A 25,709-nucleotide genomic window follows, 5' to 3' on the forward strand; every position below is an offset into this window, starting at 1 on the left:
CGCGAGCGCTACTGGGCGCCGGACGACCACGCGCCCGCGCGCGGCGCCGAGCCGCTGCCCACGCCGCTGCACCCGCTGCTGGGGCTGGGAGGTGGCGCAGTCGCTCACCAGCGACCGCCTGTTCGAGACGCGCTGGGGCCTGGCGGCCCAGCCCTGGCTGCGCGACCACCGCATCCTGGGCCGCTGGCTGCTGCCTTCGCCCGTGTACATGGAAATGGCGCGCGCCGCCGCGCAGCTGCAGTTCGGCGACGGCCCGGTGGAGATCACCGATGTCGTCGTGCACCGCGCGATGCCACTCGACGGCGACGAACCGGTGCGCGCGCAACTGGTGCTGGGCGCGCCCGAGGCGGGCGTGAGCGCCCTGCGCATCGCCGCCTTCGACGCCGAGGAGGGCGGCTGGCCGGTGAACGCCAGCGCGCGGCTCGCGGCCGCCACCGCGCCGGTGCCCGCGCACGAGGCGCCCGCCGCGATCGCGGCGCGCCTGGGCGAAGCGATCGACGTGGACCGCTACTACGGCTGGCTCAAGACCCTGGGCCTGGACTTCGGCCCGCTGTTCCGCGGCGTCGAGTCGATCCGGCGCGGCGAGGGCGAGGTGCTGGCGCGCATGTGCTGGCCCGAAGGCCTGGCGCCCGAGGCCGGTCTGCTGTGGCACCCCGCCTGCCTGGACGCCTGCTTCCACGTCATCGGCGCTGGCCTGCCCCAGCAGGGGGCGACCCTGGACCAGGCCTTCCTGCTGCTGCAGGTGGACCGCATCCGCCTGGACGGCGCGCCGGGGCGCGCGGTCTGGAACCACGTGAGGCTGCGCCCCGGCGAAGGCCGCGACCCGGCCCGGGCCGAGACCTTCAGCGCCGACCTCACGCTGCTCGACGACGCCGGCGCCGTGCTGGCCCGCTTCGAGGGCATGCACTTCAAGCGCGCGCGGCCCGAGGCCCTGGCGCCGCAGGGCCGCGTGCCGGCCAGCGTGCGCCGCATGCTGCATGAGATCGTGTGGCGCGAGCTGCCGCCGAACGCGGCCGGCGCCGCCTCGCCCGCCGCCATCGCCCAGGCCCTGGGCCCACGCGTGGACGCACTCGCGCGCCAGCACGGCCTGGACCGCTACGCCGCTTTCCTGCCCGAACTCGACGCCCTGGCCGCCGACTACGTGCGCCAGGCCCTGCATGGCCTGGGCCTGGACCCGCGTCCCGGCGAAGCCCTCGGCCCCGCCGCCGCGCTCGCCACGCGCCTGGGCGTGCTGCCGCGCCACGGCCGCCTGTTCGAGCGCATGCTGGGCATGCTGGTGGAAGACGGCGCGCTCGTGCGCGGTGCCGGCGGCTACGCGGTGCGGCACTGGCCCGGGGCCGGCGACCCCGAGGCGCGGTACCACGAGCTGCTGGCGCGCTTCGCCGACTGCGACGCCGAGCTGAACCTCACCGCGCGCTGCGCGCGCGAACTCGCGGCGGTGCTGCGCGGCCAGGCCGACCCGCTGGCCCTGCTGTTCCCCGGCGGCTCGCTGGCCGACACCGAGCGCCTGTACCAGCACTCGCCGCCAGCCCAGGTCTACAACGCCCTCATCGCCGACGCGCTGGCGGCCATCGCGGCGGCCTGGCCCGCCGGGCGGCCCCTGCGCGTGCTGGAGATCGGCGCTGGCACCGGGAGCACCACGCACCACGTGCTCTCGCGCCTGCCCACGGCGAACCTGGACTACACCTTCACCGACGTGTCGCCGCTGTTCCTGCACCGCGCGCGCGAGAAGTTCGCCGCCCATGGCTTCATGCGCTACGCCGTGCTCGACATCGGCGCCGCGCCCGCCGGGCAGGGCTTCGCCGAGGCCGCCTACGACGTGGTGATTGGCGCCAACGTGCTGCACGCCACGCCCGACCTCGACACCACCATGGATCACGTGCGCCGCCTGCTGGCACCCGGCGGCACGCTGGTGCTGCTGGAGGGCACCACGCCCCAGCGCTTCGGCGACCTCACCGTGGGCCTGCTCGAGGGCTGGTGGGCCTACGCCGACACCCAGCGCCGCCAGTACGCGCTGATGCCGCGCGGGGCCTGGATCGATCTGTTCCAACAGCACGGCCTGGGCGAGCCGGCCGCGCTGCCCGGCGACACGCCACACCCCGTGCTGCAACAGCAGGCCGTGTTCCTGGCCCGCCAGCCGCTGGCCGAGGCCAAGGCCAAGGCCGAGGCCCACGCGGCGCGGCGCGGCGCTGCTGCTGCCCGACGCGGCGGGCCTGCAGCAGGCGCTGGCCAGCGAACTGCGCGCGCGCGGCGACGAGGTGCGCGTGCTGGCCGAGGGCCCGGCCGGCCTGGCCGCCGCGCTGGGCGAGGGCCCCTGGCAGGGCGTCGTGCAGCTGCAGCCGCTGGACGCGCGCCTGGACGAGGCGCTGGACCTGGACGCCGTCGAGCAGCAGCAGCAGCGCCTGATCGGCGGGCTGTTGCCCACGGTGCAGACGTTGGCCGCCCAGGCGGGCAGCGCCGACGGCGCGCCGGGCCTGTGGCTGGTCACGCGCGGCGCGCAGGCCGCGCGCGCGGACGACAGCGCCGACGCCGCCCAGGCCACGGCCTGGGGCCTGGGCCACGTGGTGGCGGTGGAGCACCCCGAGCTGCGCTGCGTGCGCCTCGACCTCGATCCCGCCAGCGAGGACGCCGAGGCGCGCGCGCTGGCGGACGAACTGCAATCGCCCTCGCGCGAGGACCAGATCGCGCGGCGCGGCGGCGCGCGCCTGGCGCGCCGCCTGGTGCGCCACGACGCGGCCACCGCGCCGGCCGGGGGCCGACGCGCCTCGCCGCCGACCGCGCCTACCTCGTCACCGGCGGCCTGCGCGGCCTGGGGCTGCGCGTGGCCGAGTGGCTGGTGGAGCGGGGTGCGCGCCACCTCGTGCTGATGGGCCGCCAGGCGCCCGACGCCCGCGCGTTGGCGGTGATCGAAGGCCTGCGGGGGCAGGGCGCGCAAGTGCTGGCCGCGCGCGGCGACGTGGCGCGCCGCGCCGAGCTGCAGCGCGTGCTGGCCGAGGCCGCCGCGCTGGCGCCGCTGGCCGGCGTGGTGCACGCGGCCGGCGTGCTGGACGACGGTGTCATCGCGGCGCAGACCTGGCCGCGCTTTGCCACCGTGATGGGGCCCAAGGTGCGGGGCAGCTGGAACCTGCACACCCTGTGCCCGGGCCTGGACTTCCTGGTGCTGTTCTCCTCGGGCGCGTCGGTGGCGGGGCCGGCCGGCCAGTCCAACCACGCGGCGGCCAATGCCTTCGAGGACGCGCTGGCCTGGTACCGCCAGGCGCGCGGCCTGCCCACCGTCAGCATCAACTGGGGCCCCTGGGCGGAGATCGGCGCCGCCGCCGACCGCCGCCTGGACAAGCCCGGCTCGCTGCGCGCCATCGCACCCGCCGACGGCCTGGCCGCGCTCGACCACGCGATGCGCCGGTCCGCGCCCGGCGCGCTGTTCCCGAACGCCCAGCTGGCCGTGCTGGACAGCGACTGGGCGCACCTGGCCGACGGCGCGCCGCCGCTGTTCGGCGAGCTGCTGCGCGGGCTGGCGCGGCCCGGCCACGCGCCGGCGCCCGGCCAGACCGCCGCCGCACCCGAGCCGTCCTTGCGCGAGCGCCTGGCATCGGCCGCCGCCAACCGGCGCAAGACCCTGCTGCGCGACCACGTGCGCCAGCTCACCGTCAAGGTGCTGGGCCTGCAGCGCGGCGAAGACCTGGACGTGACCGAACCCCTGCGCCAGCTCGGCCTGGACTCGCTGATGGCGGTGGAGCTGCGCAACCGCCTGGGTCAGGCGGTCGGGCGCACCCTGCCGGCCACGCTCACCTTCGACCACCCCAGCGTCGCGGCGCTCACCGAGCACCTGGCGCGTGAGGTGTTCGCCGACCTCATGCCCGCGGCCGGCGCGCCGGCGCCCCAGGGGCCCGCACCCGACCCCGCGCCCACCCCCGCCGCCGCGCCCGACGTCGACGCCTTCGACGAACTGTCGGAAGACGAACTGGCCCAGCAGCTGATGCGCCGTCTCGACGGCCTGGGCTGAAGCGATTCACACCCTTTAGGAAACACCGTGACCGAACCCCGCCAAGGCACCGACCACGCCGCGCTGCTCAAGCGCTCGCTGGTGGCCATCGACCAGTTGAAAGCCCAGCTGGCGGCCGCGGAACAGGCCCGCAGCGAACCCATCGCCATCATCGGCATGGGCTGCCGCTTCCCCGGCCAGGCCGACACGCCCGAGGCCTTCTGGTCGCTGCTGCACAGCGGCCGCGACGCCGTGACCGAGGTGCCACCGCACCGCTGGGACGTGGAGCGCTACTACGACCCCAACCCCGACGCCATGGGCAAGAGCTACACGCGCTGGGGCTCCTTCGTCGAGGGCGTGGACCGCTTCGACGCGCCCTTCTTCGGCATCTCGCCGCGCGAGGCCGTGAGCCTGGACCCGCAGCAGCGCCTGCTGCTCGAGGTGTCGTGGGAGGCGCTGGAGCGCGCGGGCCTGGCGCCCTCGTCGCTGGCGGGCTCGCGCACCGCCGTGTACATGGGCATCACCACCAGCGACTACGCCGGCCTCATGAACGAGGAGCGCGGCCCCTGCCACGGCGATGCCTACACGCCCTCGGGCACCGCGCACAGCGTGGCGGCCGGGCGCCTGTCGTACTTCTTCGGCCTGCACGGCCCCAACGTGGCGGTGGACACCGCCTGCTCGTCCTCGCTGGTGGCCATCCACTGGGCCATCCAGTCGCTGCGCAACGGCGAGGCGGAGCTCGCGCTCGCCGGCGGCGTCAACCTCACGCTGGCGCCCAATGGCGCGGTGCTGACCTCGCGCGCCCGCATGATGTCCTTCGACGGCCACTGCAAGACCTTCGACGCCTCGGCCGACGGCTACGTGCGTGGCGAGGGCTGCGGCGTGCTGGTGCTCAAGCGCCTGTCGGACGCCCAGCGCGACGGTGACCGCGTGCTGGCCGTGCTGCGCGGCTCGGCGCTCAACCAGGACGGGCGCAGCAGCGGCCTCACCGCGCCCAACGGCGCCGCGCAGGAGGCGGTGATCCGCGCCGCGCTGGCCAACGCGCGCCTGCAGCCCGGCGACATCGGCTACGTCGAGGCGCACGGCACCGGCACGCCGCTGGGCGACCCGATCGAGATGAAGGCGCTCAACCAGGTCTTCGGCGACCGCCCGCGCGAGCGCCCGCTCATGGTGGGTTCGGTGAAAACCAACATCGGCCACCTGGAGGCCTCGGCCGGCGTGGCCGGTGTCATGAAGGTCGTGATGGCCCTGCAGCACGCCACCGTGCCGCCGCACCTGCACCTGCGCCAGCCCAATCCCCTGATCGCCTGGGACCAGTACCCCATCACCGTGCCGACCACGCCGACCGCCTGGCCGCGCCCCGGCGACGCGCCCCGGCGCGCCTGCGTCAGTTCCTTCGGTTTCAGCGGCACCAACGCGCACGTGGTGCTGGAGGAGGCGCCGCCCCCGCCGGCGGCGCCCGCCAGCGGCGAGGCGCCGCGCGCCGAGCACCTGGTGGTGCTGTCGGCGCACACCGCCACCGCCCTGGCCGCGCAGGCGCGCCGCCTGGATGAGGCGCTGGCCGCCGGACCCGGGCTGCCGCTGGCGCCGGTCGCGGCCACGCTGGCGCTGGGCCGCTCGCACTTCGTGGAGCGCCTGGCCCTGGTGGCCGCCAGCACCGACGAGCTGCGCGCCCAGCTCAAGGCCTTCCTGGACAGCGTCGCTGCCCCGGATGGCGAGAGCGTTGCGCCCGCCGGCGTGGTGCGCGCGCGCGCCGCGCTCGGCGCCGCGCCCGAGGTGGTCTTCATGTTCACCGGCCAGGGCGCGCAGTACGCGGGCATGGGCCGCCAGCTCTACGAACAGGAACCGGTGTTCCGCGCCGCCCTCGACGAATGCGATCGCCTGGTCTCGCCGCTGCTGCCGCACGGCCTGCTGGACACCCTCTTCGGCAGCGGCGAGGACGCCGCGCGCCTGGACGACACCGCTTTCACCCAGCCCGCGCTGTTCGCCATCGAGTACGCGCTGGCGCAGCTGTGGCGTTCCTGGGGCGTGGTGCCCACGGCCGTGATGGGCCACAGCGTGGGCGAGTACGTGGCCGCCTGCCTGGCGGGCGTGTTCAGCCTGGCCGATGGCCTGCGCCTGATCGCCGCGCGCGGCCGCCTGATGGGCCAGCTGCCGCGCGACGGCGGCATGGCCGCCGTGTTCGCCGACGAGGCCACGGTGCGCCAGGCCATCGCGGCCGACGCGGCGGTGCTGTCGATCGCGGCCGTCAACGGCCCGGGCAACACCGTCGTCTCCGGCCGCAGCGACGCGCTCGCGGCGGCGCTGGCGCGCCTGCGGGCGCAGGGCGTGGAGTCGCAGCCGCTGGTGGTGTCGCACGCCTTCCACTCGCCGCTCATGGAGCCCATGCTCGAAGCCTTCCGCGCCGAGCTGGCCACGGTGCAGCTGAACCCGCCGGGCATGGACCTGGCCTCCAACCTCACCGGCACCCTGGCCGGCGAGGAGGTGTGCACGCCCGAGTACTGGTGCCAGCACGTGCGCGACGCGGTGCGCTTTGGCGACGGCATCGCCGCGCTGCAGAAAGAAGGCTACCGCGTGTTCGTGGAGGTCGGCCCGGCACCCACGCTGGTGAACATGGCCCAGCGCGCCAGCGCGCTCGCCGACGCCAGCTTCATCGCTTCCCTGCGCAAGGGGCGAGCGGACACGCGCTGCCTGCTGGAAAGCCTGGGCCGCCTGCACGCGCGCGGCCTGCCGGTGCAGTGGCGCGCGGTGCTCGGCGAAGCCACCGCGCGCCAGCGCGTGGTGCTGCCCACCTACGCCTTCCAGCGCGAGCGCTACTGGTTCGAGCCGGGCGGCCGGGCCGAGGGCGCCGCGCTCGCGCCCACGCGCAGCGGCCACCCGCTGCTGGGCGGCGTGGTGCCCAGCCCGCTGTTCATCTTCCAGAACCGCATCGGCGTGGCCTCCCAGCCCTGGCTGGCCGACCACCGCATCTTCGAGTTCACGCTGTTCCCGGGCACCGGCTTCCTGGAGCTGGCGCAGATCGCCGGGCGCGAGGCCGCGGGCAGCGACGACGGCCAGCTGTTTGACGTGCTCATCCGCGAAGGCCTGCCGCTGCCCGAGGAGGGCCAGCGCACGGTGCAGGTGGTCGTGGACGAACCCGATCAGGGCCGTTACGCGGTGCGCGTGTTCAGCCGCGCCGACGCCGAGGCGCCGGGCGCCGACGCGCCGGCCTGGAAGCTGCACGTCGGCGCCAACTTCGTGGTGGGGCAGGGCAGCGCCGCGCCCGCGCCCCTGCGGCGGGCCGGCCTGCTGGGCGCCGCCGCGCGCGAGCACGACGTCGACGCCTACTACGCGCGGCTCGCCGAGCAAGGCGCGCACTACGGCCCGGCCTTGCGCTGCATCACCGAGATCCGCAGCGAGGGCCGCCAGGTGCTGGGCCGCGTGGCCCTGCCGGCGGGCGTGGCCGCCGCGGCGCCGTCCTTCGTGCTGCACCCGGCCCTGCTCGACGCCTGCCTGCAACTGGTGGGCGTGGGCCTGTCCTGGGGCGATACCGCGCCCGACGGCACGCCCAGCGACGACCTCTGCGTGCCCGTGGGCATGGGCAACTACCGCGTCCACCAGAGCGGCCTGTCGCAGGCCTGGTGCCATGTCAGCGTGGACGAGGCGACGCCCGACGCCGAGGCGGTGGGCGCCGACGTGACCCTGTTCGACGACCACGGCGTGGTGGTGGCCGAGGTGCGCCGGCTGGTGCTCAAGCGCGTCACGCGCGCCCTGCTGCAGCGTGCGATGGCCGGCAACGCGCCGGCCGCCGAGTGGGCCTTCGAGGCCGATTGGCAGGCGCTGCCGCCGGCCCCGGCGCCGGACGCGGACGCCGAGGGGCGCTGGCTGGTGCTGGCCGACGGCAGCGGCGTGGGCCAGGCACTGGCGGCGCGGCTGCGGCGCGACGGCGCGGGCGTGGCGGTGATCGCCCGGGGCGAGGGGTACGCCGAGTGCGGCGCCGAGGGCTGGCGGGTGGACCCCTCGAACGCCGCGCAGATCCGCCAGGCGATCGAGGCCGCGGCCCGCGCCGATGCGCGCGCGCTCGAGGGCATCGTGGTGGCCTGGACGCTCACGCCCCCGGCCGGTGGCGCCGACCTGCAGGACACGCACCTGGCGCTGCTGGGCGACCTGCTGCGCGCGGTGCAATCGCTGGGCGAGTCCAGCGCGCGCCTGTACTGGCTCACGCGCGGCGCGCAGGCCGTGGCCGGCTCGGTGCCCGACCTGCTGCAGGCGCCGCTGTGGGGCCTGGGCGGCGTGGTCGCCTCCGAATACCCCGCCCTGCGCTGCGTGCGCGTCGACCTCGACCCCACGCCCCGCGACGACGAGACCGAGCTGCTGTGCGCCAGCCTGCGCTCGGCCGACGCCGAGGACCGCGTGGCGCTGCGCGGTGGCCTGCGTCACGTCTCGCGCCTGGTGCCCGGCGACTTCGTGCCCGAGCCCCGGCCGCTGCGGCTGGAGATCACCGAGCGCGGCTCGCTGGACCGCCTGGCCCTGCTGCCGGTGCCGCGCGAAGCGCCCGGGCCGGGGCAGGTGGAGATCCGCGTGCACGCCACGGGCCTGAACTTCCGCGACGTGCTCAACGCCCTGGGCATGTACCCGGGCGACCCGGGGCCGCTGGGCAACGAATGCGCGGGCGTCGTCTCCGCCGTGGGCGAGGGCGTCACCGACCTGGCCGTGGGCGACGAGGTGGTCGCCATGGTCGACAAGAGCTTCGCCACCTGGGTCATCGCGCCGGCCGTGATGACGGTGAAGAAGCCGCCCAGCCTCACGTTCGCCGAGGCCGCGACCATTCCTGTCACCTTCCTCACCGCCGAGTACGCGCTGCGCCACCTGGCCGGCATGAAGAAGGGTGACCGCGTGCTGGTGCACGCCGTCACCGGCGGCGTGGGCATGGCCGCGCTGCAGCTGGCGCGCCGCGCGGGCGCCGAGGTCTTTGGCACCGCCGGCTCGCCGGCCAAGCGCGCCCTGGCCACCGAGCTGGGCACCCACCACCTGGCCGACTCGCGCTCGCTGAGCTTCGTGCCCGACGTGCGCCGCGACTCGAAGGGCGAGGGCGTGGACATCGTGCTCAACTCGCTGGCCGGCGATTTCATCCCCGCCAGCCTGGGCCTGCTGCGCCCGGGCGGCCACTTCATCGAGATCGGCAAGACCGGCATCTGGGACGCGGCCAAGGTCGGCGCCGAGTTCCCCGGCGTGCACTACCACCCGCTCTACCTGGGCGAGGTGGCCGCCGAGCGGCCCGAGTTCGTGCGCGACATGCTGCGCGATCTGCTGGCCGACTTCGAGACCGGCGTGCTCAAGCCGCTGCCGCAGCGCCTGTACCCCATCGAAGCCGCGGAGGACGCCTTCCGCTTCATGGGCCAGGGGCACCACGTGGGCAAGATCGTCATCACCCAGCACGACGCGCCCGCCGTGCGCGCGGACGCCAGCTACCTCGTCACCGGCGGTCTCACCGGCCTGGGGCTGGTGACGGCGCGCTGGCTGGCGCGCGAAGGCGCGCGCCACCTGGTGCTGATGGGCCGGCGCGCGCCCTCGGCCGAGGCGCAGGTCGCCATCGCCGAACTGGAAGCGGCGGGCGTGCGTGTGCGCGTGGCCCAGGCCGACGTGGCCGACGCCGGGCAGGTGTCGGCCGTGGTGGACGGACTGGGTCGCGACATGCCGCGCCTGCGCGGCGTGGTGCACGCCGCTGGCCTGGTGGACGACGGCACCCTGGCCGAACTCGCCCCCGAGCGATTCGAGGCCGTGCTGTCGCCCAAGGTGCGCGGCGCCTGGAACCTGCACCAGGCCACGGCGCGGCTGGCGCTCGACTTCTTCGTCTGCTTCTCGTCGGGCGCGGCGCTGATGGGCTCGCCCGGCCAGGGCAACTACGCGGCGGCCAACACCTTCATGGACGCGCTGGCGCACCTGCGCCGCAGCCAGGGCCGCCACGCGCTCAGCATCAACTGGGGCAGCTGGGCCGAGGTCGGCATGGCCGCCGGCCTGGGCGAGCTGCACCACCGCCGATGGGCCGCCATGGGGCTGGGCATGATCACGCCCGATGACGGCATGCGCATGCTCGGGCAGATGCTGCGCGGCGCGCGCGCGCCGCAGATGGCGGCGATGCCGCTGGTGCGCGCGCGACTGCCCGCCAACCTGGGGCCCTTCTTCAGCGCGCTGGTCAACGCGCCGGCGGCCCAGGCGGGCGCGCCGGTGGCCGAGCCGGTGGACATCCTGCCGCGCCTGAGCGAGACGCCGGCGCCCGAGCGCCACGCCGTGCTCTCGGACTTCCTGGCCGATCAGGTGGTGCGCGTGCTCGCCCTGGGCGCGGCCCACCACGTCGATCCGCAGCGCTCGCTGATCGACCTGGGCATGGACTCGCTCATGGCCATGGAGCTGCGCAACCGCATCCAGGCTTCGCTCAAGGCCACCGTGGCCGTGGCCGATCTGCTGCAAGGCCCCAGCGTGTCCTCGCTGGCCAGCAGCCTGCTGGACGGCCTGGACCTGCCGGGCGGCGAGGCGGCGCTCGAGGCCGGTACGGTCGAGGGCGTCGAATGGGAGGAGGGAACCCTGTGAACCGTGTGCCGTTCGTGCGCCCCGCGCGCCGCTGGCTGGCCCAGCGCTCCAGCCGCCAGTGGGCGGTGCTGTTCGCGCTGGCCTTCGCGCTGGTGTGGTCGCTGGTCGAGGTGCTGGTCACGCAGTTGCACCAGGCCTACAGCCTGGTGCAGGTCGAGGGCGTGCGCTTCGGCGTGCAGCTGCTGCTGATGGTGCTGCTGTGGACCTGGCGCGGCGACGCCGGCCAGGGCTGGTGGCGCAGCCGGCGCGCGCCCTGGCACGTGTTGCGCGGCCTGTCCATGCTGGCCTTGCCCTTCGCCTTCGCCGCCGCGGTCTACTCGGGCGTGTCCATCCCGCTCGCGCTCTCGGGCCTGTGGTTCGCGCCCCTGTTCGCACTGGCGCTGGCGGCGCTGTGGCTGCGCGAGCGGCCGCCCGCCGTGCTGTGGCTGGGCGCGCTGGCGGGGCTGGGGGCCGTGTTGCTGCTGTTCCAGCCGGCGTTGCCGGGCTCGCCAGCGGCGCTGCTGATGCCGCTGCTGTCGGGCGCGGCCCTCGCGGTCTACCTGTTGCTGACGCGCCTGCTGCGCGACGAACCCGTGCAGACGGGGCTGTTCTTCGTCGCCGCCGTGGGCCTGCTGGTGTTGCTGCCCTTCCTGCCCGGCGTGTGGGTGCGGCCCAGCGCGCGCGACCTGGCGCTGCTGGCGGGCGTCGGCGCCTTCGGTTACCTGGCGCTGTGGCTGCTCGACCAGGCGCTGCGCCGCTGGTCGCTGTCGCACCTGGCGCCCCTGCTGTACGCGCACGTGCTGGTGCTGCAGTGGCTGCCGGCGCTGTGGCGGGGCCAGTGGCCGTCGTGGCGATTGGTGCTGGCCTCGGCGCTGATCGGCGGGGTGGTGGCCATCGTGTGGTGGCGCGCCTCGGCGCGCCGCGTGGCGAGGACCGGAACCGGCGATTCCTTGCTCGGCGATTCGGGGCTCGGTGCACCGGTGTCGGTGCGGGGAGGGCTGTGATGAGCGCCGCCGCGCCGCGCGCCGCACGGAGCGTGGTCCCATGACCACCGGTCTGGCCACGCCGGCCTGGGCCGCGCCGCTGGGCGACGGCCGCCGCGCGCTGCTGCTGCTCGCGCTGTTCGTGCTCTCCTGGACGCTGCTCGAAGGCGTGGTCGGCGCGCAGTTCCAGCAGCCCTACCACCTGATGCAGATCGTGTGGTGCCGCTACGCCGTGCACCTGGCCTGCCTGCTGCTGGTCTGCGGCTGGCGCGAGCCCTCGCGGCTGTGGCGCACGCGCCGCCCGGTGTTCCAGCTGCTGCGCTCGCTGTGCATGCTGGTCATGCCCCTGAGCTTCGCGCTGGCCCTGGTCGGCGGTGTGGGCGGGCACACCGTGTGGGCGCTGTTCTGGGTGGCTCCGCTGCTGATCCTGGCGCTTTCGCGCGGCTGGCTGCGCGAAGCCGTGCCGCCGCTGGCCTGGGCGGCGGCCGCGCTCGGCGCGCTGGCCGCGGTGCTGCTGCTGCAACCCCATTGGCCCGCCGCGCCGGGCCGGCTGGCCTGGCCGCTGGCCATGGCGGCCTCGTTCGCCCTGTACGTGGCCATGACGCGCCAGCTGCGCGAGGAGACCGTGCAGGCCAACCTGTTCTACACCGCCGCCGGCGTGTTCGCGCTGCTGACGCCGCTCATGCCCTGGGTGTGGGTGACGCCCAGCGCGCACGACGCGCTGGTGCTGGCCGGTATCGGCGTGGTGGGCCTGCTGGGCCTGTGGGCGCTGGACCGCGCCTGCGAGGCCGCGCCGGTGTCGCTGGCCGCGCCGGTCCTGGTGCTGCACCTGGCTGGTATGTTCGGCATCGAATCCCTGGCCCGAGGCAGCGGGCCGTCGCGCGGGCAGTGGCTGGCGCTGTTGTTGATCGGCGTGGCCGTGCTGCTCGCCTGGCGGGTGTCCGCCGGCCCGCGCGGCGCGCCAGGGACTTCCCCATGAAAGGCAATGAGCACGTGTCCGAGGAGCTGAGGCAATGGATGGCCGCCCTGCAGGCGCAGGGCGTGGAGCTGTGGGCGGAGGGCGGCCAGCTGCACTTCCGCGCCCCGCCGGGCGCGCTCTCGGCCGAGACGCGCCAGCAACTGGCGGGCCGCCGCGCGGAGCTGCTGGCCGCGCTCGGCGACAAGGCCGCGCCCGCGCCGCCGGCCTCGGGCGGCGTGGCCGATCTGCTGGCGCGACTGGCGCGACTGGACATCCGCCTCTCGGTCGACGGCGACAAGCTCAACGTCAGCGCGCCCAAGGGCGCGTTGACCCCGGCGCTGCGCGAAGAGCTCGGCCGGCGCAAGGAAGAGGTCAAGGCGCACCTGGGCGCGCAGGCCGGGGCGGGCGCGGCCCCCGCGCGATCGGCGCTGCCCCCGCTGGTGCCGGTGCCGCGCCAGGCCGACATGCCGGTGTCGCACACCCAGCAGCGCCTGTGGTTCCTGCGCCAGGTCGATCCGCACAGCCACGCCTACAACATCCCGGCGGTGCTGCGCTTCACGGGCGCGCTCGACGACGGCGCGCTGGAGCGCGCGCTGCAGATGCTGGTGGTGCGCCACGAAAGCCTGCGCACGCGCTTCGTCACCGTGCAGGGCGAGCCGCGCTGCGTGATCGAGGCGCAGACGCCGCTGGCCATCGAACGCATCGACCTGTCCCACCTGCGGGGCGAGGCGCTGGCGGCGGCGTCCACCCGGGCGGCGGAGGGCGTCGTGCAAAAGCCCTTCGACCTCACGCGCGCGCCGCTGCTGCACGTGGGCCTGATCCGCGAGGCCGCCGATCGCCACGTGCTCGCCATCGCGATCGACCACATCGTCTCGGATGGGCTGTCGATCGGCATCTTCATGCTGGAATTCCAGTCGCTCTACACCCACCTGGTCACCGGGCAGGAGCCCAACCTGGCGCCGCCGCCGGTGCAGTACCACGACTACGCCGAGTGGGAGCGGCAGGCCTTCGCGCAGGGCGCGCTGGACGAGCACGCGGCGTTCTGGAAGCGCGAGCTGCAGGACCTGCCTTCCCTGCTGCAGCTGCCCACCGATCGGCCGCGCCCGCCGGTGCAGACCACGCGGGGCGCGCGCCGCACGCTGCAGCTCTCGCCGGAGCTGTCGCAGCGCCTCAAGGCCTTCGGCCGCCAGGAAGGCGTCACGCTGTACATGGTGCTGATGTCGGCCTTCCAGGTGCTGCTGCACCGCTACAGCGGCGAGACCGACATCGCCATCGGCTCGGCCATCGCCAACCGCAACCGCACCGAGGTCGAGCACGTCATCGGCTTCTTCGCCAACAACCTGGTGCTGCGCGCCGACCTCTCGGGCAACCCCAGCGTGCGCGAGCTGATGGCGCGCGTGCGCGACCGCGCGCTCAAGGCCTACCAGCACCAGGCCATGCCCTTCGACATGCTGGTCGACCTGCTGGGCACGCGCCGCGAGCTCGACCACTCGCCGCTGTTCCAGGTGCTGTTCGTGCTGCAGCACATGCAGCTGACCGGCCTGGACCTGCCCGACCTGCGCTGCGAGCCCGTGGAGCTGGAGGTGAAGTCGGCGCGCTTCGACCTCGCCGTCGACGTCTTCGACATCCCCCAGGGCCTGCGCTGCTACTTCGAATACAACGCCGACCTGTTCGACGACAGCACCATCGCGCGCTGGCAGGGCCACTACGAGCGACTGCTGCGCGGGTTCATCGACGCGCCCGAGGCGCGCATCGCCGACCTTCACCTGCTGACCCCGGCCGAGGAGCGCCAGCTGCTGCTCGACTGGAACGCCACCGCACAGGACTACCCGCGCCAGCAGACCGTGCACGGCCTGTTCGAGGTCCAGGCGGCGCGCACGCCCGAGGCGGTGGCCGTGCGCTTCGAGGAGCAGGCGCTGGGCTATGGCGAGCTGAACGCGCGCGCCAACCGCCTGGCCCACCACCTGCGCTCGCTCGGCGCGGGGGCGGGTTCGCTGGTGGGCGTGTGGATGGAGCGCGGCCTGGACATGGTGGTCGCGGTGTTGGGCATCCTGAAGGCCGGCGCGGCCTACGTCCCGCTGGACCCGGCCTTTCCCAAGGACCGGCTCGACTACATGATGGAAGACGCCGAGCTGGGCATCGTGGTCACGCAGTCCGCGCTGGCCGATGGCCTGCCCGATGGCGTGCACGGCGTGCGCCTGGACGCGGGCGAGGCCGAGCTGGCGGCGCTGTCGCCGCTGAACCCGCCCGCGATCGCGGGGCCCCACGACCTGGCCTACGTCATCTACACCTCGGGCTCCACCGGCCGCCCCAAGGGCGTGATGCTGGAACACCGCTCGGTGGTGAACTTCCTGCTGTCCATGCAGCGCGAGCCGGGCATTGGTGCGCAGGACCGCTTCGTGGCCGTGACCACGCTGTCCTTCGATATCGCCGGCCTGGAGATCCATGGCCCGCTGACCGTGGGCGGCACCGTGGTGCTGGCCGCGCGCGCCACCGCGCTCGACGGCCTGCGCCTGGCGCAGTTGCTGGACTGGCACGAGGCCACGCTGCTGCAGGCCACGCCCGCCACCTGGCGCCTGCTGCTCGACAGCGGCTGGCGCGGCCGGCCCGGCCTGAAGATGCTGTGCGGCGGCGAGGGCCTGCCGCGCGAGCTGGCCGACAAGCTCATCGCCACCGGTGGCGAGCTCTGGAACATGTACGGGCCCACCGAGACCACCATCTGGTCCACGGTGCAGCGCATCACCGACACCGCGCGCGGCATCTCCATCGGCCGGCCCATCGCCAACACCCAGGTCTACGTGCTGGAGCCCTCGGGCCTGCCGGCACCGATCGGCGTCGGCGGCGAGCTGTGCATCGGCGGCGACGGCCTGGCGCGCGGCTACCGGCACCGCGACGAGCTCACGGCCGAGAAGTTCGTGACGCTGGCGCTGCCCGGCGTGGGTCCCACGCGCGTGTACCGCACCGGCGACGTGGTGCGCTTCCTGGCCGACGGCCGACTGGAGTTCGTGGGCCGGCGCGACCACCAGGTGAAGGTGCGCGGCTTTCGCATCGAGCTGGGCGAGATCGAGACCGTGCTCTCGCGCCACCCCGGCCTCAAGGGCAACGTGGTGCACGTGCGCGAGGACACGCCCGGCGACCAGCGCCTGGTGGCCTACGTGGTGCCCGAGGCCGGCGCCCGGCCCGAGGCCGAGGCCATGCGCGCCACGCTGCGCGCGCAGCTGCCCGAGTACATGGTGCCCGGCCAGTTCGTGGTGCTGGAGGCCTTTCCGCTCACGCCCAACGGCAAGGTCGACCGCAAGGCCCTGCCGGTGCCCGAGGCGGCCGCGCCGAGCGAGGCCGACGAGGTGACCGAGGCCCTGATGTCGCCCGTGCAGCGCCAGGTGGCCGCGCTGTGGCGCGAGATCCTCAAAATCGATCGCGTGGGCCTGCACGCCAACTTCTTCGACATTGGCGGGCACTCGCTGCTGCTGGTGCGCCTGCAGGCCGCGCTCAAGCGCGAGTTCGGGCAGGAGATCGCGCTGGTCGAGTTGTTCCAGCGCACCACGGTGGCGGCGCAGGCGCAGCGCCTGGGCGCGCCGGTGGGCGCGAGTTCGGCGCTGGAGCGCGCGCGCGCCCGGGCCGCGAAACAGATTCAGGGTTGACGGATGAACCTCAAGGACCAGTACCCCGCGCACGCCATCGCCATCGTCGGCCTGGCGGGGCGTTTCCCCGGCGCGGCCGACCTCGACGCCTTCTGGCGCAACATCCGCGAGGGCGTGGAATCGCTGGAGGACTTCAGCGACCAGGACCTGCGCGAGGCCGGCGTGGACCCCGCGTTGAGCGCCTCGCCGGGCTACGTGAAACGCGGCACCGTGCTGCAGGAATCGGAGCACTTCGACGCCGCCTTCTTCGGCCTGTCGCCGCGCGAGGCGCAGGTGATCGATCCGCAGCAGCGGATTTTTCTGGAATGCGCGTGGGAGGCGCTGGAGCACGCGGGCTACGCGCCCGGCGCCATCGAGGCACCGGTGGGCGTGTACGCGGGCGCCAGCATGAACACCTACCTGATGTCGCAGATCCTGCGCCAGCCCGCGCTGGCGGCGGCGGTGGGCGGCTACCAGCTCATGCTGGGCAACGACAAGGACTTCCTCTGCACGCGCGTGTCCTACAAGCTGGACCTGCGCGGCCCCAGCATGACGCTGCAGACCGCCTGCTCCACCTCGCTGGTGGCGGTGCAGGCGGCCTGCCGCGCGCTGGAGCGCCACGAATGCGACATGGCCCTGGCCGGCGGCGTCTCGCTGAGCTTCCCGCAGCGCGGCGGCTACCTCTACCAGGAGGGCATGATCCTCTCGCCCGACGGCCGCTGCCGCCCCTTCGACGCCGAGGCCAAGGGCACGCGCCCCGGCGCGGGCGCGGGCATCGTGGTGCTCAAGCGCCTGGCCGACGCGCTGGCCGACGGCGACACCATCCACGCGGTCATCCGCGGTGCGGCCATCAACAACGACGGCGCCGGCAAGGCCGGCTACACCGCGCCCAGCGTGGACGGCCAGGTCGAGGCCATCGCCACCGCACAGATCCTGGCCGACGTGGCGCCGCGCAGCATCGGCTACATCGAGGCGCACGGCACGGCCACGCCGCTGGGTGACCCGATCGAGATCGCCGCGCTGCGCCAGGTGTTCGAGGGCGACACCGACCAGCGCGGCTTCTGCCGCCTGGGTTCGCTCAAGGCCAACCTGGGCCACCTGGACGCGGCGGCCGGCGTGGCCGGGCTCATCAAGGCCGTGCTGGCGCTCAAGCACCGCGAGCTGCCGCCGCTGGTGAACTTCCAGCGGCCCAACCCGCAGCTCAACCTGGAGGCCTCGCCCTTCACCGCCAGTGCCGAGGCCGCGCCCTGGCCGGCCGGGCCCACGCCACGCCGCGCGGGCGTCAGCTCCTTCGGCATCGGCGGCACCAACGCGCACGTGGTGCTGGAAGAGGCGCCCGAGCGGGAGCGCCCGCTGGCCGACGAAGGCCCGCAGCTCATCGTGCTGTCCGCGCGCACCGAGGCCGCGCTGGACGCCGCCACCCAGCGCCTGAAGCAGCACCTGCAGGCCCATCCCGAGGCGGCCCTGCGCGACACCGCCTGGACCCTGCAGACCGGCCGGCGCGCCTTCGCGCAGCGCCGCGCGGTGGCCGTGTCCTCGGTGGCCGAACTCATCGCCGCGCTCGACGCGCCGCAGCGCCCGCCCATGCACGGCGCGCGGCACGAAGGCGGCGAGCGCCCCGTGGCCTTCCTGTTCAGCGGCCAGGGCAGCCAGTTCGCGGGCATGGGCGCGGGCCTGTACGCGCAGTACCCCGTCTACCGCGAGGCCGTGGACCGCTGCGCCGGGCTGCTGCGTGAACCCCTGGGCCGCGACCTGCGCGAGCTGCTGTTCGCGCCGGCGGGCGACACCACCATCAACGAGACGCGCTACGCCCAGCCCGCGCTGTTCGTCACCGAATACGCGCTGGCCCTGCTGTGGCAGAGCTGGGGCGTGCGCCCCGCCGCCATGCTGGGCCACAGCATCGGCGAGTACGTGGCCGCGCACCTGGCGGGCGTGCTGTCGCTGGCCGACGCGCTCGCGCTGGTGGCCGCGCGCGGCCGCCTGATGCAGGGCATGGCGCCCGGTGGCATGGCGGCCGTGCACATGGACGAAGGCGCGCTGCGCGCCTGGCTGGCGGCGAACGCGCCGGCGCTGGAGATCGCGGCCGTGAACGCGCCCGGCCTGTGCGCCATCGCCGGCCCGCGCGAGGCGCTGGAGGCCGGGCTGGCCGCGCTCGCGGCGATGGGCACCGAGGCGCAGCCGCTGCACACCTCGCACGCCTTTCACTCCTCCATGATGGACGGCGTGCTCGAGCCCTTCACCGCACTGGTGCGCGGGATCGCGCTGCACGCGCCCACGCTGCCTTACGTGTCCAACCTCACGGGCCAGTGGATCACGCCCGAGCAGGCGACCTCGCCCGCGTACTACGCCGAGCACCTGCGCCGCGCCGTTTTGTTCGACGCCGGTGTGCGCACGCTCTCGGCCGATGCCTCGCTGCACCTGCTGGAGGTGGGCCCGGGCCGCGCGCTGGCCACGCTGGCCGGCCTGGCGCTGGGCCCGCAGGGCGCGCGGCGCGTGGCCGCTTCGCTGGGCGGCGCGCGCGAGGCGAAGCAGGAAGCGCCGGCCGCGCTGGACGCGGCGGGCCGCCTGTGGCTCGCGGGCGTGGCGCTGGACTGGGCCGGCCTGCATGGCGGGCGCCCCGCGCGCCGCGTGCCCCTGCCCACCTATCCCTTCGAGCGCCAGCGCTGCGCGATCGATGCGTCCGCGCCGGCGCCCGCGCCGGCTGCCGACGCGCCGGTCGCAAAGGCGGGCGGGGCCCAGGACCTGGCCTTCAGCCGCGACGTGGCCGACTGGCTCTACGCGCCCACCTGGTCGCGCGCGCCGCGCAACCGCGCGGCCCGGCTGTCGGGCACCTGGCTCATCGCCGGTGGGGCCGACGCGCTGGCCGAGGCGCTGGCGCGCCAGGTCGGCGACGCCGGCGGCCGCGCCGTGCGCATCGCCTCGCCCGCCGAGGCCGAGGCCGCCGTGGCCCAGGCCCGCGCGGCCGGCCAGCCGGTGGCGGGCGCCTTCGCGCTCTGGGGCCTGCCGGTGCACGAGGGCAGCGACACGCAGGCCATCCAATGGCTGCACCACGCGCCCGTGGCGCTGGCCGCCGCGCTGGCGCCCTCGGCCCGTGAGCCGGTGCGGGTGATCGTGGCCACGGCCGGCGCGCACAGCGTGTTGGGCGAGGCCGTGGCGCGCTCGGTGGCCGCGCTCGCCATCGGCCCGGTGCTGGCCCTGCCGCTGGAAATGCCGGGCCTGCGCCTGCGCCAGCTCGACCTGGAGGCCGCGGGCGCCGAGTCCGCCGAGTCGGCCGCGCAAGGCCTGCTGGACGAAGCCCTGGCGCGCGACGAGGAAGACATGGTGGCGCGCCGCCAGGGCCAGCGCTGGCTGCGCCGCCATGAGCGCACCGCCTTGCCCGCCGTGGACGCCGACGCCCTGCCGTTGCGCGACGGCGCGGTGGTGCTGATCACCGGCGGCCTCGGTGGCATGGGCCTGGCCATCGCGCAGCGCCTGGCCGAGCGGCGCCGCGCGCGCCTGCTGCTCACCGCGCGCACCGCGTTGCCGCCGCGCGCCGGGTGGGACGCCTGGCTGGCCACGCACGGCGGCGATGAGCGGCACGCCCAGACCATCGCGGCGCTGCGCGCCATCGAGGCCGCGGGCGGCGAGGTGGAGCTGGCCCAGGCCGACGCCGCCGACGCCACGGCCATGGCCGCCGCCGTGCGGGCCGCGCGCGCGCGCTGGGGACGCATCGACGCCGTGGTCCACGCGGCCGGCGTGGCCGGCGAAGGCGCGCTGTCGGCGCTGAAGACGCCCGAGTCCATCGAGGCCGTGCTCGCGCCCAAGCTCGGTGGCCTGCGCGTGCTGCGCGAGCTGCTGGCCGATGAGCCGCTGGAACTGGTGGTGCTGATGAGCTCCATCAACGCCGTGCTGGGCGCGCCCGGCGTGGCCGACTACGCCTCGGCCAACGCCGTGCTCGACGCCTTTGCCGAATCGGCCGAGGCGCCGCCGGCCTGGCGCCGCGTGGTGGCCTTCGACTGGGGCGCCTGGCGTGAGGTCGGCATGGCCGCGAAGCTGGAGGTGCCCGCCTGGCGCCGCGCCGCCTGGGACGCGTACCTGGCCCAGGCCATCGGCACGGCCGACGGCCTGGATGCCTTCGAGCGCGTGCTCGCCAGCGAGCTGCGCCGCGTGGTGGTGGTGCCCTACGACCTGCCACAGGCCCTGTCGCTGGCGCGCTCGGCCGCGCTGAACCCGCCGATCGAGGCGCCGCGCGCCGACGCGGCGGCGCGCGACACCGCGCCCGCCCGCCAGGCCGCGTCCGCGCGGCCCGCGGGTGCCGACGATGCCCCGCCGGGCGACGTGCAGGCCCGCCTGGCCGCCATCTGGGTCGAGCTGCTGGGCGTGGACAGCGTGGCCGCGCACGACGACTTCTTCCATCTGGGGGGACACTCCCTGCTGGCCACGCGGGTGCTCGCGCGCATCCGCGAATCGCTCGGGGTGCAGCTGGCGCTGCGCGACATGTTCGACGCCTCCACCCTGCAAGCCCTGGCGCAGCGGGTGCAGGAGGGCCTGGCCACGACCGAAGCCAACGACGACGATCGGGAGGAGATCGAGTTTTGAATGCGCGAGAACTGCTGCACCGGCTGGAGGGGCTGGGTGTGGACCTGGAGGTGGCCGAAGGCCGGCTGCGCGTGAGCGCCAGCCGCGGCCGGCTCGACGACGGGCTGAAGGCCGACATCGCCGCGCACAAGGCCGAGCTGATGGCGCTGCTGGCCGAGCGCGGCGCGGTGGCGCACGCGGTGCCGGCGCCGAGGGACGGCGGCGCGCCGCGCGCCCGCGTGGCGCACGACGGCCTGCTGCCGCTCTCGCTGTTCCAGGAGCGCCTGTGGATCCTGCAACAGCTGGAGCCCGAGAGCACCACCTACCTGCTGGCCCTGGCCTGGCCCGTGCGCGGCGAGGTGCCGCGCGAGCAACTGCTGGCCGCCGTGCAGCGCGTGCACGCGCGCCACCTGGGCCTGCGCGTGCACTTCGTGCAGGAGGACGGCGTGCCCGGCGCGCGCCGGGTGGACGTGCCGCCGGTGACCGTGCACGACCTGCGCCACCTGCCGGCCAGCGAGCGCCTGGCCGCCGTGCAGGCCGCGCGGGAGCGCGCGGTGCACACGCCCATCGACCTGTCGCGCCAGACCCCGCTGCGCTTCGAGCTGCTGGACTTCGCGCCCGAAGGCTACGGGCTGATCGTGGCGGCCCACCACATCGCGGTGGACGCCTGGTCGCTGCAGATCCTGCTGCGCGAACTGGCGCGGGAGCTGCAGACGCCGGCGCCCGAGCCGCAGGGCGGGCCCACGCGCCTGCAGTACGCCGACTACGCCGCCTGGCAGCGCGAGCACCAGCGCCCCGAGGCCATCCGCGCCGCACTCGACTGGTGGGACGACACCCTCAAAGGCGCGCCGCCCACCTCCATGTTCCCGCCCGACCTGCCGGCGAGCGACGCGCCCGCGCGCGGCGCCACGGTGGATTTCGAGTTCGACGCCGCCTTCAGCGCCGCCCTCAAGCGCTGGGTGCAGGAGCGCCAGGCCACCGTCTACATGGCTTTCCTGGCCGCCAGTGCCGCGCTGCTGCGCGCGCACACGGGGCAGGGCGACGCGCTCATCGGCAGCCCCATGGGCGTGCGCGAGCGCGCCGAGTTCGAGGACCTCATCGGTCCCTTCGTGAACCTGCTGGTGATCCGCCTGCGCACGGCCGACGACCCCAGTTTCAGCGAGCTGCTGCGGCGCGCGCGCGGCGCGCTGCTGGACGCGCACGCGCACCGCGACACCCCCTTCGAGGCCGTGGTGGAGCGCGTGCGCCCGGTGCGCAGCTTCCAGCACTCGCCGCTGTTCCAGCTGGCGGTGGTCTACCACCAGGCCGCCGCCGCACCCGAGCAGGGCGACGTGGTGGTGCACAGCGGCGGCGCGCTCAACGAGATCACCTGGTTCGCGCGCGAGCACGAGGGCCGCATCCTGTGCAGCCTGGAATACCGCAGCGACCTGTACTCCGCCGCCCACATGCAGCGCCTGGCCTCGCAGCTGCAGGTGCTGCTGCGCGCCGCGCTGGCGCAGGGCGAGGCACCGATCAGCCGCCTGCCCCTGCTCACGGACGGCGAGCGCCGGCAGCTGCTGCTGGACTTCAATGACACCGCGCGCGCCCTCGACACCGCGCCCTTCGCGCGCCAGTTCGAACGCCAGGCGGCGAGCGCGCCCGAACGCACCGCCGTGGGCTTCGAAGGCGAATTCCTGAGCTACGGCGAGCTCAACCGCCGCGCCAACCAATGGGCGCGCCACCTGCGCGGCCTGGGCGTGGCCGCGGGTGTGCGCGTGGGCGTGTGCACCGAGCGCTCGCTGGACATGCTGGTGGCCCTGCTCGCCGTGCAGAAAGCCGGCGGCGCCTACGTGCCGCTGGACCCGGGCTTTCCCGCCGATCGCCTGGCCTACATGCTGGACGACAGCGGCGCGAGCGTGCTGCTCACCACCGGCGAGGCCGCCGATGCGGTGGACCCGCCGTCCGGTGTGCGGCTGTTCGACCCCGCGCGCGAGGCCGGCGCGCTGGCGGCGCTCGACGGTGGCGACCTCGACGGCACGCCCGCGCCGGGCGACCCGGTCTACGTGATCTACACCTCCGGCTCCACCGGCCGACCCAAGGGCGTGGTGGTGTCGCACGGCGGGCTGAGCAACTTCCTCGGCGCCATGCGACAGGCGCCCGGCCTCGCGGCCGAGGACGTGCTGGCGGCCATCACCACCATCTCCTTCGACATCGCGGGCCTGGAGCTCTACCTGCCGCTCCTGGTGGGCGCGCGCGTGGAACTGCTCTCGCGCGACACCGCGAGCGACGGACCCTCGCTGATCGAGGCCTTGCAGGCCAGCGGCGCCACGGTGCTGCAGGCCACGCCCGCCAGCTGGCGTCTGCTCATCGAATCGGGCTGGACCGGGTCGCCCGCGCTGCGCGCCTTCTGCGGCGGCGAAGGGCTGCCGCGCGAGCTGGCCGACGCGCTGCTCAGCCGCGTGGGTGAGCTGTGGAACCTCTACGGCCCCACCGAGACCACCATCTGGTCCACCGCCGAACGCGTGGCACCGTCGCCCGCGGCGGTGGGCATCGGCCGGCCCATCGCCAACACCCAGGTCTACGTGCTCGATGCGCACCAGCAGCCCCTGCCCGTGGGCGTGCCCGGCGAGCTGTGGATCGGCGGCGCGGGCGTGGCCCTGGGCTACCACGGGCGGCCCGAGCTCACGGCCGAGCGCTTCGTGGCCGACCCCTTCGCGGCCCAGGCCGGCGCGCGCTTCTACCGCACCGGCGACCTCGCGCGCTGGGACGCCGAGGGCCGGCTGCACCACCTGGGCCGGCTCGACCACCAGGTGAAGATCCGCGGCTTTCGCATCGAACTGGGCGAGATCGAGGCCCGCCTGGCCACGCACGAGGCCGTGCGCCAGACCGTGGTGATGGGCCGCGAGGCCGCGCCCGGCGACCTGCGCCTGGTGGCCTACATCGTCTTCGAGCCGGGCGCCGACCTCACCGCCAGCGACGTGCGCCGCCACCTGCGCCGCGACCTGCCCGACTACATGATTCCCTCGGTGGTGGCGGCGGTGGACGCGATCCCGCTCACGCCCAACGGCAAGGCCGACCGCGCCGCGCTGCCCGACCCGTTCAAGAACGCGGTGCAGGCCGCGCGCCACTACGTGGCGCCCGAGGGCGGCCCCGAACAGACCATGGCCGAGATCTGGCGCGACATCCTGCGCGTGGAGCGCGTGGGCGCCGAGGACAACTTCTTCGAGCTCGGCGGGCACTCGCTGCTCTCGCTGCGCGTGGTGCTGGCGGTGGAACAGAAACTGGGCTGGCGCATGGACGCGCGCACGCTGTTCTTCCAGAACCTGCGCCAGGTGGTGGCCTCGGCCGCGGCAGGAAAGGGGGTGGTCAAGGCATGACGCCCCTGTACTTCGGCGAGCGATCGCGCCGCCTGTTCGGCCTCTACACCCCCGCGCGCGCTGGCGGCGGCCGCGCGCGCGGCGCCGTGCTGTGCGCGCCCTGGGGCCCCGAGTACCTGCGCGCGCACCGCAGCATGGCCCAGCTGGGCAAATGGCTCAGCGAGGCCGGCGTGCACGTGCTGCGCTTCGACTGCCACGGCACCGGCGACTCGGCCGGCGACATGGGCGATGCGCGCATCGACGGCTGGACGGGCGACGTGATGACCGCCATCGACGAACTGAAGGACACGGCGGGCCTGCAGCGTGTGACCCTGGTGGGCCTGCGCCTGGGCGCCACGCTCGCGGCGCGCGCGGCCACCAAGCGCCGCCGCGACGTGGACGGCCTGGTGCTGTGGGACCCGGTGCTCAGCGGGCGCGAGCACCTGGCCGAACTGCGCGCGCTGCACGAACAGACCCTGCGCACGCGCGGCCTGAGCGCGGGACCCTCGGAGCTGCTGGGCTTTGCGCTGAGCGAGGCGCTGGTGCAGGACATCGAGGCCATCGACTTGTTGAACCCCATGCCCACCTGGCCCGCGCGCAGCCTGGCCGTGGTGAGCGAACACCGCGAGGCCTGGGGCGCGCTGGGCGCGGCGCTGCCGCCGGGCGACGGCTCGGCGCTGGAGCGCATCGAGGTGCAGCCCGCCTGGCTGGAGGACCGGCACTCGGGCGCGGGGGCCGTGCCGGTGAAGCTGCTGCGCCGCGTGGTGGAGTGGACGGTGTCATGACGACCCCCCACGCCGCCGAACAAACGCTCCTGCTCGGCCCGGCCAATGGCCTGGTCGGTGTCATCACGCCGCCGCTGCCGCCAGCGAATGGCCAGGCGCCGCGCGAAGACCCGCCCTTCGTCATCATCCTCAACGCCGGCATCATCCACCGCGTGGGCCCCAACCGCCTGCACGTGTCCCTGGCCCGTGCGCTCTCGGCCGATGGCTTCCCCGTGCTGCGCGTGGACCTTTCGGGCCTGGGCGACAGCCAGGGCCGAGAGGACGGATCGGCCCCGCTGGACGCGGCCCTGGCCGACATCCGCGACACCATCGACACCCTGCAGGCCACGCGGCAGGTGAAGCGCGTGGTGCTGATGGGCCTGTGCTCCGGCGCGGACCACTCGGTCATCTACGCGGCCAGCGACCCGCGCGTGGTCGGTGTGGTGCTGCTGGACCCATCAATCCCGCGCACCAAGGGCTACTACCTCAAGCACTACTCGGGCCGCCTGCTGAGCCTGCGCACCTGGAAGAACGTGGCCCTGGGGCGGCACCCGGTGTGGCAGCTGCTCAAGCGCCGCGCGCATGGGGCGCCGGTGGGCGAGGGCGACGCGGCGGGCGGCGACATGGCGGCGGCCCGCCCGGCCGTGACCCTGGAGCACCCCGAGGTGCGGGCCTTCCTTGAGAACGCCTATGGCCGCGCGCTGGGCAACGGCGCCTTGTTCCTCACCGTGCTCACCTCCGACCGCGAGCGCCAGCACAACTACCGCCGGCAACTGCAGGACGCGTTCCCCGCGCTGGACTTCAACGGCCGCCTGCTGATCGAGTACTTCGAGCGCTGCGACCACACGTTCACGACACTGGCGAGCCAGCAAAGGTTGGTGGGCTTGGTGAGAAGGTGGATGGGGGCGGCGGGGTTTCGGTGAGGGAGGACGTCAGGTCCCGCACAGGCCTTCGGGCGCGG

The 25,709-nt window shown here is 74.9% G+C and carries 9 protein-coding genes; all 9 read left to right on the forward strand.

The features are described 5' to 3' along the window. Positions 1 to 91: 91 nt before the first annotated feature. Genes SOM08_RS09565 through SOM08_RS09605 form a run of 9 tightly spaced genes read left to right on the forward strand, consistent with a single transcriptional unit; the run spans position 92 to position 25,671 of the window. Positions 92 to 4,003, forward strand: a complete 3,912-nt coding sequence (locus SOM08_RS09565; protein ID WP_322470571.1) for an SDR family NAD(P)-dependent oxidoreductase — start codon at positions 92 to 94, stop codon at positions 4,001 to 4,003. A gap of 27 nt (positions 4,004 to 4,030) precedes the next feature. Beyond that, positions 4,031 to 10,552, forward strand: a complete 6,522-nt coding sequence (locus SOM08_RS09570) for an SDR family NAD(P)-dependent oxidoreductase (RefSeq protein WP_322470572.1) — start codon at positions 4,031 to 4,033, stop codon at positions 10,550 to 10,552. Beyond that, entirely contained in the window at positions 10,549 to 11,535 is a 987-nt protein-coding gene (locus SOM08_RS09575) for a DMT family transporter (protein ID WP_322470573.1), read from the forward strand. Before SOM08_RS09570 ends, SOM08_RS09575 begins: the two co-directional genes overlap by 4 nt. Positions 11,536 to 11,575: 40 nt before the next feature. Next, complete coding sequence (locus tag SOM08_RS09580; RefSeq protein ID WP_116957745.1) at positions 11,576 to 12,493, forward strand: DMT family transporter; 918 nt, start codon at positions 11,576 to 11,578, stop codon at positions 12,491 to 12,493. Then, positions 12,490 to 16,113: an amino acid adenylation domain-containing protein gene (locus SOM08_RS09585; protein WP_322470574.1), complete on the forward strand. Its 3,624-nt coding sequence runs from the start codon at positions 12,490 to 12,492 to the stop codon at positions 16,111 to 16,113. Before SOM08_RS09580 ends, SOM08_RS09585 begins: the two co-directional genes overlap by 4 nt. A 3-nt stretch (positions 16,114 to 16,116) precedes the next feature. Further along, the gene (locus tag SOM08_RS09590; RefSeq protein WP_322470575.1) at positions 16,117 to 20,670 is read left to right on the forward strand and encodes a type I polyketide synthase; all 4,554 of its coding nucleotides are present in this window, start codon (positions 16,117 to 16,119) and stop codon (positions 20,668 to 20,670) included. Then, entirely contained in the window at positions 20,667 to 24,005 is a 3,339-nt protein-coding gene (locus tag SOM08_RS09595) for an amino acid adenylation domain-containing protein (RefSeq protein ID WP_322470576.1), read from the forward strand. The genes SOM08_RS09590 and SOM08_RS09595 overlap by 4 nt, the downstream gene beginning before the upstream one ends. Next, complete coding sequence (locus tag SOM08_RS09600) at positions 24,002 to 24,769, forward strand: serine aminopeptidase domain-containing protein (RefSeq protein WP_116957749.1); 768 nt, start codon at positions 24,002 to 24,004, stop codon at positions 24,767 to 24,769. The genes SOM08_RS09595 and SOM08_RS09600 overlap by 4 nt, the downstream gene beginning before the upstream one ends. Next, the gene (locus SOM08_RS09605) at positions 24,766 to 25,671 is read left to right on the forward strand and encodes an alpha/beta fold hydrolase (RefSeq protein WP_322470577.1); all 906 of its coding nucleotides are present in this window, start codon (positions 24,766 to 24,768) and stop codon (positions 25,669 to 25,671) included. Before SOM08_RS09600 ends, SOM08_RS09605 begins: the two co-directional genes overlap by 4 nt. Positions 25,672 to 25,709 lie beyond the last annotated feature (38 nt).

Origin of the sequence: Hydrogenophaga sp. SNF1, from assembly GCF_034421675.1 — a bacterium.
Classification (GTDB): Bacteria; Pseudomonadota; Gammaproteobacteria; order Burkholderiales; family Burkholderiaceae_C; genus Hydrogenophaga; species Hydrogenophaga borbori.

What these genes read in the sequence shown, in the direction of transcription:
- SOM08_RS09600 (WP_116957749.1), top strand. Translation starts at nt 24,002, where the DNA reads ATGACGCCCCTGTACTTCGGCGAGCGATCGCGCCGCCTGTTCGGCCTC.
- SOM08_RS09605 (WP_322470577.1), top strand. Translation starts at nt 24,766, where the DNA reads ATGACGACCCCCCACGCCGCCGAACAAACGCTCCTGCTCGGCCCGGCC.
- SOM08_RS09580 (WP_116957745.1), top strand. Translation starts at nt 11,576, where the DNA reads ATGACCACCGGTCTGGCCACGCCGGCCTGGGCCGCGCCGCTGGGCGAC.
- SOM08_RS09585 (WP_322470574.1), top strand. Translation starts at nt 12,490, where the DNA reads ATGAAAGGCAATGAGCACGTGTCCGAGGAGCTGAGGCAATGGATGGCC.
- SOM08_RS09590 (WP_322470575.1), top strand. Translation starts at nt 16,117, where the DNA reads ATGAACCTCAAGGACCAGTACCCCGCGCACGCCATCGCCATCGTCGGC.